This window comes from Actinomadura latina NBRC 106108, assembly GCF_001552195.1.
GTDB classification, from domain to species: Bacteria; Actinomycetota; Actinomycetes; order Streptosporangiales; family Streptosporangiaceae; genus Spirillospora; species Spirillospora latina.
Genome location: NZ_BCQS01000011.1, coordinates 111,793 through 127,337, shown reverse-complemented (window position 1 = coordinate 127,337; position 15,545 = coordinate 111,793). Strand labels below are relative to the sequence as shown.

The 15,545-nt window shown below is 70.6% G+C and carries 12 protein-coding genes; 3 read left to right on the top strand and 9 right to left on the bottom strand.

The genetic code is table 11. The annotated features are described in order from the left end of the window. Nucleotides 1-44: 44 nt before the first annotated feature. Complete coding sequence (locus tag AL2_RS16575) at nt 45-806, bottom strand: alkaline phosphatase family protein (RefSeq protein ID WP_210747830.1); 762 nt, start codon at nt 804-806, stop codon at nt 45-47. A gap of 168 nt (nt 807-974) precedes the next feature. Then, nucleotides 975-1,376: a BlaI/MecI/CopY family transcriptional regulator gene (locus AL2_RS16570; protein ID WP_218003667.1), complete on the bottom strand. Its 402-nt coding sequence runs from the start codon at nt 1,374-1,376 to the stop codon at nt 975-977. Between the two features lie 247 nt (nt 1,377-1,623). On the opposite strand from AL2_RS16570, the gene AL2_RS16565 reads away from it, so the two are divergent. After that, nucleotides 1,624-2,829 carry an NAD(P)/FAD-dependent oxidoreductase gene (locus tag AL2_RS16565; protein ID WP_067634758.1) on the top strand — a complete coding sequence of 402 codons (1,206 nt, stop codon included), beginning with the start codon at nt 1,624-1,626 and terminating at the stop codon, nt 2,827-2,829. A 77-nt stretch (nt 2,830-2,906) separates the two neighbouring features. Here AL2_RS16565 and AL2_RS16560 read toward each other — a convergent pair whose 3' ends face one another. From AL2_RS16560 to AL2_RS16550, 3 genes are all read right to left on the bottom strand, one after another. Further along, nucleotides 2,907-4,433: an FAD-dependent monooxygenase gene (locus AL2_RS16560; RefSeq protein WP_067634757.1), complete on the bottom strand. Its 1,527-nt coding sequence runs from the start codon at nt 4,431-4,433 to the stop codon at nt 2,907-2,909. After that, nucleotides 4,430-6,568, bottom strand: coding sequence for an MMPL family transporter (locus AL2_RS16555; RefSeq protein ID WP_067634756.1), 2,139 nt, complete (start codon nt 6,566-6,568; stop codon nt 4,430-4,432). Before AL2_RS16555 ends, AL2_RS16560 begins: the two co-directional genes overlap by 4 nt. Nucleotides 6,569-6,716: 148 nt before the next feature. Next, on the bottom strand, nt 6,717-7,307 hold the full coding sequence (locus tag AL2_RS16550) for a TetR/AcrR family transcriptional regulator (protein ID WP_067634755.1): 591 nt from the start codon (nt 7,305-7,307) through the stop codon (nt 6,717-6,719). Between the two features lie 104 nt (nt 7,308-7,411). On the opposite strand from AL2_RS16550, the gene AL2_RS16545 reads away from it, so the two are divergent. Both AL2_RS16545 and AL2_RS16540 read left to right on the top strand, forming a co-directional pair. Next, on the top strand, nt 7,412-8,608 hold the full coding sequence (locus AL2_RS16545; protein ID WP_083946583.1) for an alkane 1-monooxygenase: 1,197 nt from the start codon (nt 7,412-7,414) through the stop codon (nt 8,606-8,608). Nucleotides 8,609-8,778: 170 nt separating this feature from the next. Then, nucleotides 8,779-9,189, top strand: coding sequence for a YkvA family protein (locus AL2_RS16540; RefSeq protein ID WP_067634754.1), 411 nt, complete (start codon nt 8,779-8,781; stop codon nt 9,187-9,189). A gap of 123 nt (nt 9,190-9,312) precedes the next feature. On the opposite strand, the gene AL2_RS16535 is transcribed toward AL2_RS16540, so the two are convergent. The 4 genes from AL2_RS16535 to AL2_RS16520 all read right to left on the bottom strand — a co-directional run bounded on the left by AL2_RS16535 (nt 9,313) and on the right by AL2_RS16520 (nt 15,514). After that, the gene (locus AL2_RS16535) at nt 9,313-10,608 is read right to left on the bottom strand and encodes a cation:proton antiporter (protein ID WP_067634753.1); all 1,296 of its coding nucleotides are present in this window, start codon (nt 10,606-10,608) and stop codon (nt 9,313-9,315) included. Nucleotides 10,609-10,653: 45 nt separating this feature from the next. Further along, on the bottom strand, nt 10,654-12,240 hold the full coding sequence (locus AL2_RS16530) for an MFS transporter (RefSeq protein WP_067634752.1): 1,587 nt from the start codon (nt 12,238-12,240) through the stop codon (nt 10,654-10,656). A 101-nt stretch (nt 12,241-12,341) separates the two neighbouring features. Further along, entirely contained in the window at nt 12,342-13,655 is a 1,314-nt protein-coding gene (locus AL2_RS36370) for an arsenate reductase/protein-tyrosine-phosphatase family protein (RefSeq protein WP_168444573.1), read from the bottom strand. A 236-nt stretch (nt 13,656-13,891) separates the two neighbouring features. Further along, the gene (locus AL2_RS16520; protein WP_067634751.1) at nt 13,892-15,514 is read right to left on the bottom strand and encodes a glutaredoxin domain-containing protein; all 1,623 of its coding nucleotides are present in this window, start codon (nt 15,512-15,514) and stop codon (nt 13,892-13,894) included. Between the last annotated feature and the right edge of the window lie 31 nt (nt 15,515-15,545).

Below are 15,545 nucleotides of genomic sequence, written 5' to 3'. Positions count from 1 at the left end.
TAGTAGAAGCTGGCGGGTCAGCGGAACATGAGCGCGGGCCGTGGCTAGCGGTGGGCGGGCGTCCAGACATCGGTGACGGGGCCGCGGGACGCACTCGCCCCCGCATGGGGAAGCCGGAAGGCGTCCTCGATCGTCCTCAGGACGCCGTAGTGGTCGATCTCCTCCGGATAACGGCCGGGCTTCACGAACGCCCCGGCGAACAGGGTGGCGATCTTGTTGCCGGATGAGCCGTCGTTCTCGTCGAAGGTGACGATGAGCAGGCTGTCGTGCGTCCTCGCCCACTGCGCGTAGCCGCCGAGACTCGCCCGCAGCCAGGAGTCTCCCGTCGCCACGGAACAGTCGTGCATGTCATGGCACAGGTCCGGGATGACGAACGCCACCGCGGGCAGCGTGGCGTAGTTCCGCGGGAAGTCGGTGAAAGGCCGGTTCACCGAAGCGGGCAAGCTTGGGAAGTCCGCCCAGGGAACGTGCTTGCGGGCGTAGTCGCCACTCTTGCAGACGCCTGAACCGACGTGCGGAAGACCTTCGGAGAAGCCGACGAAGGTGTGTCCGGCGGCGCGCAGTTCACCGGCGAGGTTCGCCGAGGTGAAGGAGTGCGGGCAGGAGTCGTCGGTCAGGCCCTGCGTCGACCCGGAGAAGAGCGCCAGGTAGTTCGGCTGACTCGGATGCCGGATGGCATAGGAGTTCACGAACAGGGCACCGGACCGCGCGAGCGAGGTCAGGTAGGGCGCCCGCTTGGCACCGATCACCTGCTCCACCGCCTTGTTCTCCAGGACGACCACCACGACGTGCCTGAACCGGGGCACCGATCCGGTCGTTGGATGCGGGCGGACGTGGTGCGTGGTCCCGCCTCCACAGCCGACGGCCAGGCACCCTGCCAGCAGCAGGGCTGCCCAGGCACGCGCGAACGTTCCCAACCGGAACTCCAATCGGCGGGCATCTGCCAGTGCGATACCCACTCAGGCTCGGCGATCTCAGCGGCGGCCTGGACCCCCCTCGCCGTCGCCGCCTCCGGTGTCGCGAAGCAGGCCGTGCAGCAACGCCTCATCGGCGGGGGCGAGTTCGGACACGAACCGGGCGAGCACCGCGGCGCGATCATTGCGGCGGCACAACAACTCGTTCATGGCGGCGGCGGTGTGACCGGCCTCGTCGACGTTCGCGGCGTACAGATATCCGCGCCCCTCCCGTACGCGCGACGCGAGCCCCTTGCGGGCCAGCCGCGCCAGCGTGGTCATCACGGTCGTGTAAGCGGGCGAGCCGTCGACGACGGCCTGGACCTCGGCGGGACTCATCGGCCGCGCGCCTTCCCAGAGGGCGGCCAGCACCGCGTCCTCCAGCATCCCGGCGGGCCGGCGGGCCCTCTCGTCCGCGTTCACCGTCCCCACCTCGCACGTCCGATTACTACGCCGATAGTAGATGGTGCCCGCTCTTGCCGTCCATCCCGCGATGCGCAGCGCGGGCGAGGGCGGTTCCGCGAGAAGCGACGGGGCCGCTCCGGACGAGACGTTCGCCTCCTGCGGGCCTGGCATCCCGCGGATATACCGCAGGGGGTATTTGTCGACCGCTCTCCCCGTCACCTACTGTGTGAATACCCCGGGGGGTACCCGGAGAAGGGAGCACCGCATGTCCGACACCTCGCAACGGCACCGCGTCCTCATCATCGGCGGCGGCACCGCCGGGATCACCGTCGCCGCAAGGCTGCGCCGCAAGGGCGTCAGCGGAGTCACAATCCTGGAGCCTTCCGACACGCACTGGTACCAGCCGCTGTGGACCCTGGTCGGCGGCGGCCAGGCGACCACCGAACTCTCCCGCAGGCCCGAGCGGTCGGTCATCCCGCCCGGCGTCGGGTGGATCCGCGACGCCGCGGCCGCCGTCGACCCCGACGCCCGGACGGTCACCACCGCGAGCGGCACCGATCTCCGCTACGAGTACCTGGTGCTCGCCCCCGGCCTCCAACTCGACTGGACGGCCGTCCCCGGGCTCGCCGAATCGGTCGGCCACGACGGCGTGTCCAGCAACTACGCCCCCGAATACGCCCCGAAGACGTGGGAGTTCATCCGGAACCTCACGTCCGGCACGGCCGTGTTCACCCACCCCGCCGGCCCGATCAAGTGCGGGGGCGCCCCGCAGAAGATCGCCTATCTGGCCGCCGACCACTGGCGCCGGGAGGGCAGGCTGGACGACATCCGCATCGTCTTGTCCCTGGCCGAACCGACGATGTTCAAGGTCGAGACCTACGCCCGCGAACTGGAGAAGGTCGCAGCGCGATACGGCATCGAAGTGCGTTTGCAGTCGGAACTCATCTCGCTCGACCCCGACAGCCGCGAACTGACCCTTGCCGACAACGCCACGGGCGACAAGGAGAGGATCTCCTACGACTTCCTCCACGCGACCCCACCGCAGAGCGCCCCGGACTGGGTGAAGAAGAGTTCTCTCGCCGCGCCGGCCGACCCCCGCGGCTTCGTCGAGGTCGACCCCCACACCCTGGTTCACCCGCGTTACCCGAACGTCTACGCCCTCGGCGACGTCGCCAACCTGCCGACGTCCAAGACGGGCGCGGCCGTCCGCAAGCAGGCTCCGGTCGTCGTCGAGAACCTCGTCGCCGGCATGGCGGGCCGCCCCGGGACCGGCAGCTACGACGGCTACACCTCATGCCCGCTCGTCACGGCCCGCGACAAGATGCTCCTCGCCGAATTCGACTACGACCTCGCGCTCACCCCGTCCTTCCCCTTCATCAACCTGAAGAAGGAGCGCCGTGACATGTGGTACCTCAAGCGATACGGACTGCCCGCTCTCTACTGGCACGCCATGCTCAAGGGCCGCCTTTGACCGGTGCCTCAACGCGCGAGCGGTGCGATCACCAGCAGGGTGAACCGCGGCCAGCGGTACAGGTCGGCTTTCCGTTCTCAACGGGTGGGTGGTCCGCAGGTCGTGTGGTGCTGGAGGGCCGACCATACGGCTTCGGGCGTCCGACCGGCCGCCGCCACATGCCGGTCGGGGCGCACGAGGACCACGCGCTCGGCGTCGTCCGGCCAGGGCTGCCCGTCGGCGAGGGACGTCCGGGTAACGGGCAGCACGGGCAGTCCGCGCCAGCGGGCATCGGCGGGATCGGGCAGTGGCTCGCCCGAGGCCACCCAGGCCACCCAGGTGTGGCCGAGCGCGCCGAGCCGCTGGTGGAGCCGGCCGCCATCGCGCAACTCGGGATTGGGCATCCGGCGGCCGGCGGCCGAGAGCACCCGGTTGCGGTAGGCGGTGTCCAGCATCCCGACCCGGCGTCCGAGCCTGGCCTGGACCGACGGCCGGCCGACCACGCGCGGGGCGAGGACGGCGCGCATCCGGTGGGCGAGCCCGAGGTCCGCGGTCATCACCTTGGTCATGCGGGCGGTGCCGTGCACCATGCCGCGGGCGATGGTCCGCCGTTCGGTCTCGTAGGTGTCCAGCAGCCGGCCGGCCGCCTCCTCGTCGAGCCCGTCGGCCGCCGCGATCTTCCACAGCAGGTTGTGGGCCTCCTGGACGCCGGTGTTGAGGCCCTGGCCGCCGACGGGGCTGTGCACGTGAGCGGCGTCCCCGGCGAGGAAGACCCGGCCGCGGCGGTAGCGGTCGGCGACGCCGTGGCCGAGGTTGAACCGGGACTGCCAGGTGAGGTCGTGCGCGCCGATGTCCAGGCCCGTCCGGCTGCGGATCATCGCGTCCAGGAAGGGCGTGTCGATGGCGGGCGGCACCGCCCCCGGCATGTGCGCGATGATGCGGCGGCGTCCGGGCTTGGGCATCGGGACGAGGAGAAGCAGCCCCTCGCGGCCGAGATGGACGTATCCCTCGTCCTGGACGAGCGGCGCCGTGGTCCGGATGTCGGCGAGGACGAAGGTGGCGCCGGCGTCCGAGCGCTTCAGCGTGAGCCCGGCCAGGTCGCGTACGGTGCTGCGGCCGCCGTCGCAGCCGATCAGCCAGCGTGAGCGGACCGTCTCGGTATGCCCGGAGTCATGGCGCAGCGTCGTCTCGACGTGGCCGCCGTGGTCGCGCAGGTGCTCCGCCCACACGTTCCATTCCACCTTCGCGCCGGCCGCGCCGAGGTGCGTTTCGATGATCTGCTCGGTGACGTATTGGGGGATCGACAGCCAGAACGGGTAGGACGTGTCGCCCCACGGGAGGCCGCGCATGTCGACTCGCACGGGACGGCCCCGGCCGGCCTGGATGTTCAGGGCGGCGAACGGGACGCCCGCCGCGAGGACGTCGCCGGCCAGCCCCATCGTCTCGAAGGCCTCCATCGTCCTGGCGTGCACGACCAGCGCCTTGGAGATGGACGCGCGGCCGGCCTTGCGGTCGATGATCCGGGCGGTCAGGCCGTGGCGGAGCGCCTCGTACGCGGCGGTCAGGCCGGTGGGGCCTGCACCGACGACCAGGACGTCCACGTCGGCGGGTCGGGTCTGCGTCATCGTGCCTCCTGCACTTCGGGTTCGTCGACTTCGGATGTGTCGCGGTCAGGCACGGCCCGGCGCCGCGCCGACGATCCCGGCAGCCACCAGGCGGCCCGGCCGAGGACGGCCAGCACCGCCGGGACCAGCACGAGCATCGCCAGCAGCGCGTACAGGGCGATCGCGGTGGCCAGCCCGAAGCCGAACAGGTTGACGACCCGCTGGTCGTTGAAGACGAACGAGGTGAAGACGACGACCATCACCGAGGCCGCCGCGAGGATCACCCGGGAGGTGGACGCCACCCCCTCGATCACCGCGCGCCTGGCGTCCCCGTCCCGGCGGAACTCCTCGTGGATCCGGCTGAACAGGAAGACCGCGTAGTCGGTGGACAGGCCGAACAGGACCGCGAACAGCATCACCGGGGCGAACGACTCCACCGGGCCGGGATGCGCGCCGATCAGGCTCGCCGGCCACCAGCCCCACTGGAACACCGCGACCACGGGCCCGTACGCCGCGCCCACGGCGAGCAGGTTCATCAGCACCGCGACGACGGGCACGGCGAGCGACCTGAACTCGACCAGGAGCAGCAGGAACGCCAGGCCGACGACGAGCAGCATGAACCAGCCCATCCTGGCGCCGAGCCGGTCGGCCAGGTCGATGCTGGTCGCGGTGGCCCCGCCGATGTGCGCCTCGGCGCCGGGCGCCGCGTCCGGCAGGACGTCCGAGCGCAGCGTGTGCACCAGGTTCTCGGTGGCCGCCGAGTCGGGCGCCCCTTCCGGGATCACCGTCAGCACGGCCGTGCGGCCCTGCGCGTCGGGCCGCGGCGGGAGCACGTTCTGCACCCCGTCGGTCTGCGCGACCGTGTTCCGCAGGGCCGCCGCCTGCTGCGGCGCCCGGCCGTCCTGCCCGTAGTCGACGGTGACCAGCAGCGGCCCCGTCCAGCCGGGCCCGAACGCCTCGTCGACCAGCTCGTACGCCTGCCGCTGTGTGGAGCCGGGCGGCTGCGAACCGCCGTCGGCGGTGCCGAGCCGCAGCGACCCGAGCGGCAGCGCCAGCAGCACGAACGCGCCGACGGCCAGCACGATCGCGGCCCACCGGAACCGGACGACCGCGCGGGCCGTGCCGGTCGCGGAGCCGTGCGACGGCTTGCGGCGGCCGATGCGCAGCCGGTCCAGATTGCGGCCGAACATGCCCAGCAGCGCGGGCAGCAGCGTCACCGACGCGAGCAGCGTGGCCGCGACCGTCACCGCGCTGGCCAGTCCGAGCGCCGAGACGAACGGGACGCCGATCACGTACAGGCTGAGGATGGCGACGATCACGGTGGTGCCGGCGACCAGCACCGACCGTCCCGCCGTGCCCATCGCAGCGGCGATCGCGTCCGCCGGGGCGAGGCCGCGCGACATCTCCTCGCGATGACGGGTGACGACCAGCAGGGCGTAGTCGATCCCCACGCCGAGGCCGATCATGGCCGCGACGACCGGCCCGGACGTCCCGATGGTCACCGCGCCGGACAGCATTGTGATCAGCGACAGCCCGACGCCCACGCCGGCCAGCGCGGTGACGATGGGCACCAGCATCGCCGCGAGCGAGCCGAACGCGATCAGCAGCACCAGGACCGCCGCGACCAGGCCGTAGACCTCCTGCCCGGACGGCCCCGTCTCGGCCTGCACCGCCGGGCCGCCGTAGGCGACCTCGACGCCGGGCCCGCGCACCGGGTCGAACGCCTCCTGCGCCTTCTGCACCGACTCCTGGGGGATGTCCTTGGCCCGCTGGGTGAACTGGACGCTCGCGATCGCGGTCCGGCCGTCCGCGGAGACCATGTGCCTGGCCTGCCCGAACGGCGACTGGGCGGACGCCACGCCGGGCTCGGCCCGGACGTCGGACACCGCCGCCTGCATCTTCTGCTGGACGTCGGGCGAGATCGCCCCCTGCTCGCTGTGGACCACGACCTGCATGCCGTCGCCGGCCATGTCGGGGTAACGGGCCCGGAGGGTGTCGTAGGCGGACTGCGAGTCGGTCCCCGACAGCGTGAGGTCGTTGTTGAACGACTCACCGGCGGTGCGGGCGCCCGCCACGACGCCGATGACCAGCAGAGCCCACGCGGCCAGCACCCACCAGCGGTGCCGGGCCGAGAAACGGCCGAGAGCGGAGAGCACGCCGCCACCTCCTTGACGATGAGAACATGTGTTTAGACGTATGTTACACAGACGTGTAGACACGTGTTCCAGCAAGTACGGCTGCATCGGCGTCCGGGTGGAGGACATCGCCCAGGAGGCCGGCGTCTCCCGTGCGACCGCCGCCCCGCTACGCCTCCGGCCGGGCCACCCGCATGGCGATCTCGGCCACCCGCCCGGCGGTCTCCTCGGCCGGCGCCACCGGCTGGACGATGTGGCTGATCGTGACCCGGACGACCGTCTCGATGGCCAGGCTCCGCGACAGCGGGTCGATCTCCGGCCACGCCTCGGACACGTGGCCGTCGAGCGCCTCCTGCGCCGTGCGCATCAGATGGTCGGACCGGACGGCGACGAGCGCGAGCAGTCCCTCGTTGCCGCCGCGCGCACTGGTGAGGACGCTCTTGAGCAGGTGGTTGTCGGCCGCCTCGCGGAGGGTGAAGCAGACCGCGGCGACGATCGCGGTGGCGAGATCTCCGCGGTGGGCGTCGAGCTGCTCCAGGATGCCGACCAGGAACTGCTCGACCTCGCGCATGACCAGCGCCTCGCCGATCGCGTCCTTGGTACCGAACTCGGTGTAGACGGTCTGCCTGCTCACTCCCGCGCGGGAGGCCAGGTGCGTCATCCGCATGCGGCCCCACCCGCCCGCGGCGACCAGTTCGTAGGCCGCGTCCAGCAGGCGGTCGCGAAGCAGCGAGCGGACGGTTTCTCGGTAGGGCGTCATCTCACCGACATGGTAGACGGCCCGTCCACTATGACCCGAATCACTCTTGACACTTAGTGGAATAGTGTCAAGCTTCTGGACAGAATTTCCCATACTGTAAGGCGGTGGTGGTCGTGGTAGCGACCGAACAGGCCGGCGGCGGGCGGGCTGCCCGGGCCGAGGAGCCGTGGCGGGACCCCAAGCGGTACTTCTGGCTGCTCGGCCTGCTGGTGCCCGCGATCCCCTTCAGCGCGTGGGGCCTGGTCAACCTCACCGGACTGGGCTTCTTCTGGTGGCTCGGGCCGGTGCTGATCTTCGCGATCTTCCCCGTCTTCGACCTTCTCTTCGGCGAGGACGCCACGAACCCGCCGGAGAGCGCGATGCCGCGGCTCGCCAAGGACCGCTTCTACATGTGGGCGAACGTCCTCTACATCCCGATCCAGTACGCATCGCTGATCGTGGGCTGCTCGATCCTGGTGCGGGAGTCGATGTCCCTGGTCGACCGCATCGGGTTCGCCACGACCATCGGCACGGTCGGCGGCATCGCCATCGCGGCCGCGCACGAGATGGGACACCGCAGGGAGCGGGTCGAGGTCTTCCTGGCCAAGGTCACGCTCGCGCAGACCGGCTACGGCCACTTCGTCGTCGAGCACAACCGCGGCCACCACGCCCGCGTCGCCACGCCCGAAGACCCGGCCACCTCCCGCATGGGCGAGTCGTTCTACCGCTTCCTGCCGCGGACGGTCCTCGGCGGCGTCCGGTCCTGCTGGCGGCTGGAGAAGGGACGCCTGGCCAGACAGGGCAAGAGCGCGCTGACCCCGCGCAACAACGTCATCCAGGGCTGGCTCACGACCGCCGCGCTGTTCGCCGCGCTGACCGCCGTGTTCGGGCTCGAACTGCTGCCCTACCTGTTCCTGCAGGCGGTCCTCGGCTTCACGATGCTGGAGGTCGTCAACTACCTGGAGCACTACGGCCTGCTCCGGCAGCAGACCGCCGACGGCCGCTACGTGCGCACGGCGCCCGAGCACAGCTGGAACAGCAACCGGGTCGCCTCCAACGTGCTGCTGTACAACCTGCAGCGGCACTCCGACCACCACGCCAACCCCGGCCGCCGCTACCAGTTGCTGCGGGACTTTCCGGAGGCGCCGCAACTGCCCGCCGGCTACGCCACCATGATCCTGCGCGCGCTCGTGCCGCCGTGGTGGTTCCGCATCATGGACAAGAAGCTGCTCGAGCACTACGACGGCGACATCAACCGCTGCAACATCGCCCCGGCCAAACGCGCGAAACTCCTCGCGCGGCACGGAGCCGCCGTCCGATGACCAGCACGAAGGGCCCGGAGGCAGCCAAGCCTCCGGGCCCTTCCGTCCAAACTGCGTTCCGCGAGGCAGGGAGATCGACGGTCGGCCGCGGCCCGACCTTTGTCCCCCCGGACGCCGAGTGAAATGGTCTGGGGCGGTAATACCGGAAGACACGCCCCCCGGAGGTGCGCATGGTCTGGCTCGGGCTCGTCTTCGTCATTGCGGGCACCGTGCCCGCACTCACCATGGACGGCGACCTCGGCGGTGTTGACGCCACAATGGTGGGAGCCGGCGTCATGGCCGTCGGCGCGGCGCTGCTGGTCGCAGGCATCCTACGGCTGCGGAAACGCCGCCGCGTCGGACCACCCGGCACGGCCGCGCAGGCCTACTACCGGACTTCCACCGGCAAGATCGCCGCGATGGTGATCGCGGTGATCTACATCGTCTCTCCGATCGACCTGATCCCGGACGTCTTCCTGCCGATCGGCATCGTCGACGACGCCACCGCTCTCACGTGGTTGCTCTTCGCGCTCGGCCAGGAGTACACACGGCGACACCGAAGGCAGCCGCACGGCACCGTCCTTGGCCGTCCCGAGGACTGAGGCCCCCGCAACGCGAAAAGCGGCCACCGGGCGTCGCGCGGTGGCGAGCGCCCGGTGGCCGGGTTGCGGGGTCAGACGGGTTTGGGGTGCGTGTGCGACGGCGATCAGGTCGGCCTGACGGCGTCAGGCGAACGCGTCCTCGCGTTGGCGTTCTTCGGGGGTGCGCTCGACCCTGGCCATGGCGGGTCGCAGGATCGGTGGCGCGAGGAGGGAGGTCACGATCGCTACGAGGACGATGATCGTGTAGGTGGCGGTGTTCAGGATGCCGAGCCGCAGCCCCGCCATGGCGACGATGATCTCCACGGCGCCGCGGGCGTTCATTCCGGCGCCCAGGGCGAGAGCCTCCCAGCGGTTCAGCCCGCTGAGGCGGGCGCCGAGGATCGCGCCGGTGAACTTGCCGGCGACCGCCACCAGCAGGACGACGAGCGCCGTCAGCAGGACGACCGGCCTGCCGAGCGCCGTGAGATCCATGCGCAGGCCCGCGGTCGCGAAGAAGACCGGCGCCAGGAACGCCAGGACGAGCATGCGCAGCGGCGCGAGTCCGGCCACGTCGACGTTGCCCGCCGCGGCGATGACCAGCCCGCAGAGGAACGCGCCGAAGAGCGGTTCGAGGCCGAGTGCCTGCGTGCCCGCCGCCGCCAGGAGGACCATGATCGTGACGGTGGAGACGGTGACGGCGGGCTCGTGGATCCGTCCGAGCACCAGGCGCGCGAGCGGGCGGGCGGCGGCGGCCAGCAGGAGGACGAGGACCACCTCCCCGACCGCGGTGGCGACCGTGCCGGTGCCGACGCCGACCGAGGTCATCGCCGACGCGATCGACAGCAGCAGCCAGCCGGCCGTGTTGTCGATCATGCCGGCGGTGAGCGTGAGCTGGCCGATGTTGCGGTGCAGCAGGTTCATGTCCATCAAGGTCTTCGCGATGACCGGGATGGCGCTCATGCACATCGCGATGCCGAGGAAGAGGGCTGCGGCCGTCCGGTCCGCGCCGGCGGCGAAGAGGGACGCCGGCAGCAGGAGGCCGCAGCAGATCCCGAGCCCCAGCGGGATGAGCAGGCCGGCGAGACCGATCCGTGCGGCGTCCAGTCCTCTGCGGCGTACCAGCCCGAGGTCCATCTGGATCCCGGCGATCGCCACGAGGAGCAGGACGCCGATCTCGCCGAACGCGTCGAGGAGATGGAACTGGCCCGGCTCCGCCGGGATCAGCCAGCCGGCCGCGTCCGGCGCCACCTGGCCGAACAGGGAGGGGCCGAGCAGGACGCCCGCGGCCAGTTCGCCGACGACGGCGGGCATCCCGACCCTGGTCGCCAGCCTGCCGAGGACGAGCGCCAGAGTCAGGAGCACGGCGACCTGGAGCAGGAAGATGAGCAGCCCGTGCGATGCGAGCGGCGCGACCGGACCCGTGGCGGGGGCAGCTCCCATGGGACCTCTCCTAGGGGTGATCAGAGACCACGGAGAGCAGGTGTCTCAGTTCTCGACGGGGGCGGCGGACGGCGTGGAGGCTCGTCCGGGCAGCTCTTCGGTCGTGATCTGCTCGAGCCGCTTGTGCCGGGTCTCGGGGCCGAACATGGCGAGGACCACGACCGCCAGCATCATCGGGATCGCGCCGACGGCGGCCGTCATCCGGATGGACGGCGCGGCGAACGCGACGACGGCCAGCGCCAGGATCAGCACGCCGCCGGCCTTGGTCGCCCCCGCCGACACGCCGCTGCCGCGGGCGCGGACGGCGGTCGGGTAGACCTCGGCCGTGTACGCCGCCAGTACCGCGTTCATGATGCCGACGCCCCACACCGGCACGATCAGGAGCACGTAGAGCAGGGGGCGGTTGGCTGCGGCCTGTCCGCCCAGCATGACGAAGCCGATGAGCGCGACGCCGATGATCCCCGAGACCAGCAGGGCGGTCTTCTTGCTGGACCACCGGTGGTAGAGCAGCGCTACGGGAAGGGTGAGCGGGAGCCCGATGACGGCGGCGTTGCGCATGATGCCGCTCGCGTCGGTCGAGGAGAGGCCGAGTCTCTCCAGGTTGGACGGCATCCATTGCTGGAATCCGTACTGGACGCCGCCGATGCTCAGCCCGAGAAGGACGATGCCTCCCGTCAGGCCGAGGAAGGGTCCTCGGAACAGGTCTCCCGATCCGTAGTCGCGTTCGCGTTCCGGTGCGGAGTCCGGCGGTCGCGCGACGAGGACGGCGCCGTAGCGTCGCATGACGGCGCGCGCCTCCTCGTCGCGGCCCTGCTGGAGCAGGTAGCGCGGGGACTCGGGAATCCAGTGGTTGAGCACGATCAGCAGTACGCCCGTGGGCAGGCCCACGAGCCACAGCATCCGCCAGCCGAAGTTGTCCGGTGACGCCAGGGTGGACGCCAGCCAGCTGACGGCGACGTAGGCGGTGGCGATATTGCTGCCGATCAAGAGCATCATCCAGCCCCGGTGCCGCCTCGGCACGGTTTCGGCCAGCAGCGAGAAGACGATGGGTATCATCCCTCCGGCGCCGAGGCCCATGATGAAGCAGCAGACCAGGTTCATCCAGTACTCGGGCATCGCACCGCACATCGAGCTTCCGATGAACAGCATCGCGGCCAGCAGAATGGACGCGCGCCGCCCTATGCGGTCGCCCAGCCATCCCCAGACGAATGAGCCGACCATCGTTCCGAGGATGCCGGACAGCGGGTACAGGCCGACGGGCAGGGCATCCGCGGCCGGGTGCTGCGGGCCTCGCAGCCCGTACTCCGCCTCGGCGCCGACCACGACGAATCCGAACGCCGCCGGTTTCATCCCGTCGATCACGACCGCGAACGCCGTGACGAACAGCAGAGCGACGTGCGCGGCGCTGATTTTGGCGTCGTCGAGAGGTGTGATGGCGACGTTGCCCATTTCGGCCTCGGCCGGCCGCGATCGCGGGAACAGGCTGTAGGCGGTAAGGCCCAGGCCGGCGAACACGATCACCATCCCGGCCCACATCTCCGTGGTCATCGCCATTCCGGCGATGCGGTATCGCATGTCCCCGGCCATGAAGTACATCGGCATCTGCATGATCGCGCCTGTGGTCGTGAGCACGGCTCCGACCCAGAACGCGACCGGGTGCTGGTAGGAGGCCGCGCCGCGACGGCCGTGAGACCGTCCCGACCTCGATTCGCGTCGAACGTGAACCGTCTTCTTCACTGGGCCCACTGCTCCCGTACTCCCTGGCGGATCAGCGTCTGGAAACGGATCGCGCAGGACCGGTAGGCGTGGAGCGGCTGCCCGGACGGATCGGGGACGTCGGACTCCGCGTCGAGGCACACGGTGCGCGCGGCGGCCGCGGGGGCGAGCTCGACGACCCGGTCGCGCTGCGCGCGGGTCATGCAGTAGATCATCTTGGTGTCGGCGCACATCTCCGGGGTCAGTTGCCTGGACCGGTGGGCGAGGGGCGGGTCGATGCCCAGTTCGCTCAGGACGGCCGCGGCCTCCGGGGCGAGCGGCGCCCCGGGCTTGCGCACCGAGATCCCGGCGCTGCCGATCGGCCAGTGCGGCGTGCCGTTGCCGTTCGAGGCGGCGAGTTCCGCGCGGGCGATCGCCGCGGCCATCGGCGACCGGCTGGTGTTGCCGCCGCAGACGAACATGATCCGGCCGGACGGGGCCACTGGCCGGGCGGCCCTTCGCGCCAGGACGGCCCTGACCGCGTCCCAGCTCAGGATGGAGGCGGCGGCGGTCACCATGACCGCGGTCAGGTACTGGGAGGCGCTCGGCAGCGGCCCGTCGAAGGCGCCGTGCAGGATGAAGGACGCGGCGATGCCGGCCAGCATGCTGGCGCAGACGTGGACCGGCGTCCCGAAGGTGAACTCCCGCCGGTTGATGAAGATGAGGCTGGTCATGACGAACAGTCCCTCGTAGCAGACGCCGATCAGCAGCGCGGGGAACGCCACCGCGGGGGTGGTGTGGAACGCCGTGAACCCGGTCCGCAGCCCGTGCATCAGCGGGCCCTGGTCGATGAGCGCCGGTATGCCGACCAGCGCGAGCAGGACGAACGGGGTCGTCATGTGCTCTTCGATGAAATAGCGGCGGTCGCGCAGCACCTCGCCGGTCTTGGCGTGCCTGCTCATGATGCGGAACCGCTGCGAGTAGCCGAGGATGTAGCAGCCGATGCTCAGCACGGCGCCGGCCGTGAGCGTGTAGTTGCCGATGTCGGCCAGCGCGATGACCGCCGACAGCAGGCACAGCGCCAGCGCCGCGGCCGAGTACCAGTGGATCCTCCGCCGCCGCATCAGGTCCATGGCCGGGGAGAGCACCATGGTGCCGATGCGCATGAGCACGAGCATGAACACGATCGACGCGCCCGGGAACGAGAAATTGATCGTCGTCGCGCCGACGATCAGCGCCATCCAGAAGGCGGATTCGGCGGTGTCCCGGGACGGGAAGGGCATCGAGCGGCCCGCGATCTCACGCCGGCCCGAATACCGCAGCCACCCTCCCAGGTACACGAAGACCGGCATGGCCAACATCTGACCCAGCACGGCCGCCGGGAGCAGGGAGAGCCCGCGGACAGGTTCGTCGACTCCCGGGAAAAGGGCTCCCGAAATTCCCTTGGCGAGGGCACTGTACGGCGTGTACCAGAGGAAGTAACCGATGCCTAGGCCGAGCATTCCGAGCCCAAGCATTCCCCTTCTGACCATGGGGTCTCCTCGACCTTTCGCTGTGTCGGGGGGTTGCGCCACGAAGGTCCTGCCGGTCAGTCCCCGGCCGGGAACCGGACGTCGATCAGACCGGCGTCGAGGCCGTTCCCGGCGAGGAACGCCCGCACGTCCGGCTCGATGTCCGGCCGCACCACGGCGGCGAAGCGCTGCACGAGGGACGCGACGGCGCAGCACACGATGAGTTCGGTGACGGCGCGCTCGTCGTGGCGCTCCACGAGCGGCTCGACGAACCGCCGCGGAGTGACCAGCGGGCTCTGGGCCGACAGCCAGGCCAGGCGCAGCGCGCTCTGCTCCTTCTCGTCGAACAGCCGCGCCGACTCCGGGCGGCCGATCGCCGCCTGATAGGCGTGCCGGACCCGCAGCGCGGCCCGGCCGGAGTCCTCGGCGACGTGCGCGGCGATGAACCCCTCGACCGCCGCGAGGTAGGTGTGGCCGCGGGCGACGGCCGCCACCCTGGCCATCAGGTGCTTGAGCTCGCCGCTGATCACGGCGTCGCCGTCGCCGTTCATCAGGGTGACGTACATGTACGCGTGGAGCGCCCGGGTCGCCTCCGGCCAGGCCGCGATCCAGGACGGCGTCAGTCCCAGGTGCTCGGTGGTGAAGGCCTCGACATCACCGACGATCGCCTCGAACCGGTCGAGCATCTCCTGGGCGGACGGCCCGCCGTCGGGCACGCCGTGCGCGAGGTTGTCGGGGTTCCCGTCCTCGACGGAGTGCCGTCCGCTGTCGATGCCCTTCGACTGCGCCACCACGGCCCAGTCGCCCTCGATCGCGAGGCCGCTGAGGTCGTTGAAGACGTTGAAGAACCCCATCGACGCGCCGATCTGGATGACGGCCTCCAGCGCCTCGTCGGGATCCACCGGCTTGGTCCGCCCCTGGCCGGCCGTGCTCCGCACCGCCTCGACGGCCTTGTCCGTGACGGCGTTCCGGGTGGCCTGCGCGGCGAGGTCGACGACCGCGACCTCGAACGGGCCGAACGGGTTGCCGGGTCCGGCGTCGCCCCGGCGGGCCGCCTTCAGCGCCGCGACGTCGACGTCCAGGCCTTTGAACATCGTGATGCTGTGCGTCATGCAGTACGTGCAGCCCTGCGCCGCGGACGAGCCGTACCCGATGATCGAGACCACCGGCGTGCCGACGGTCTTGGCCGCCTTCTGCAGCGAGGCGATGTTCTGGCAGTACACGAACAGCTTGTAGGCGGTCGGCCAGCGGTAGAGGTAGGCCAGCGTGTTCGGCCAGAAGCCGAAGATCCGGTGGTAGAACTCCAGGATCGGCCAGGACTCCGGATCGGTGTCGTGCGTCCCGTCGGTGCGGGACAGGTGGTCGGCGAGAGGAACGTCCTCCGCGCCCGCGGCCAGTTCCTCGTCGGTCATCGCGTCGATCGGCAGCACGCCGTGCGCGGACTCGACGACGTCGCGGAGCCGGCCCGCCTCGGCCAGCCCCTTCAGGTCGTCCACTCCGTCGATCCACTGCCCGCCGACGAAGACCTGCGGCAGCGTGGGCCGCCCGGAGAAGTACACGGCCGAGTCGGCGAGCCGGGACGCGCTCGCCGTGTCCAGTTCCTCGAACGGGATTCCGGCCGTCTCGAGCACGCGTTTGGAGTTCTTGCAGATGACGCAGTCCGGCTTGGTGAAGATCTGGACCGTCGGTGTCTCGGTCATCGGTGCTCCGCTCAGAAGTCGGGATTGGGGA

What these genes read in the sequence shown, in the direction of transcription:
- AL2_RS16565 (WP_067634758.1), top strand. Translation starts at nt 1,624, where the DNA reads ATGTCCGACACCTCGCAACGGCACCGCGTCCTCATCATCGGCGGCGGC.
- AL2_RS16560 (WP_067634757.1), bottom strand. Translation starts at nt 4,433, where the DNA reads ATGACGCAGACCCGACCCGCCGACGTGGACGTCCTGGTCGTCGGTGCA.
- AL2_RS16550 (WP_067634755.1), bottom strand. Translation starts at nt 7,307, where the DNA reads ATGACGCCCTACCGAGAAACCGTCCGCTCGCTGCTTCGCGACCGCCTG.
- AL2_RS16540 (WP_067634754.1), top strand. Translation starts at nt 8,779, where the DNA reads ATGGTCTGGCTCGGGCTCGTCTTCGTCATTGCGGGCACCGTGCCCGCA.
- AL2_RS16535 (WP_067634753.1), bottom strand. Translation starts at nt 10,608, where the DNA reads ATGGGAGCTGCCCCCGCCACGGGTCCGGTCGCGCCGCTCGCATCGCAC.
- AL2_RS36370 (WP_168444573.1), bottom strand. Translation starts at nt 13,655, where the DNA reads ATGCCGGTCTTCGTGTACCTGGGAGGGTGGCTGCGGTATTCGGGCCGG.
- AL2_RS16520 (WP_067634751.1), bottom strand. Translation starts at nt 15,514, where the DNA reads ATGACCGAGACACCGACGGTCCAGATCTTCACCAAGCCGGACTGCGTC.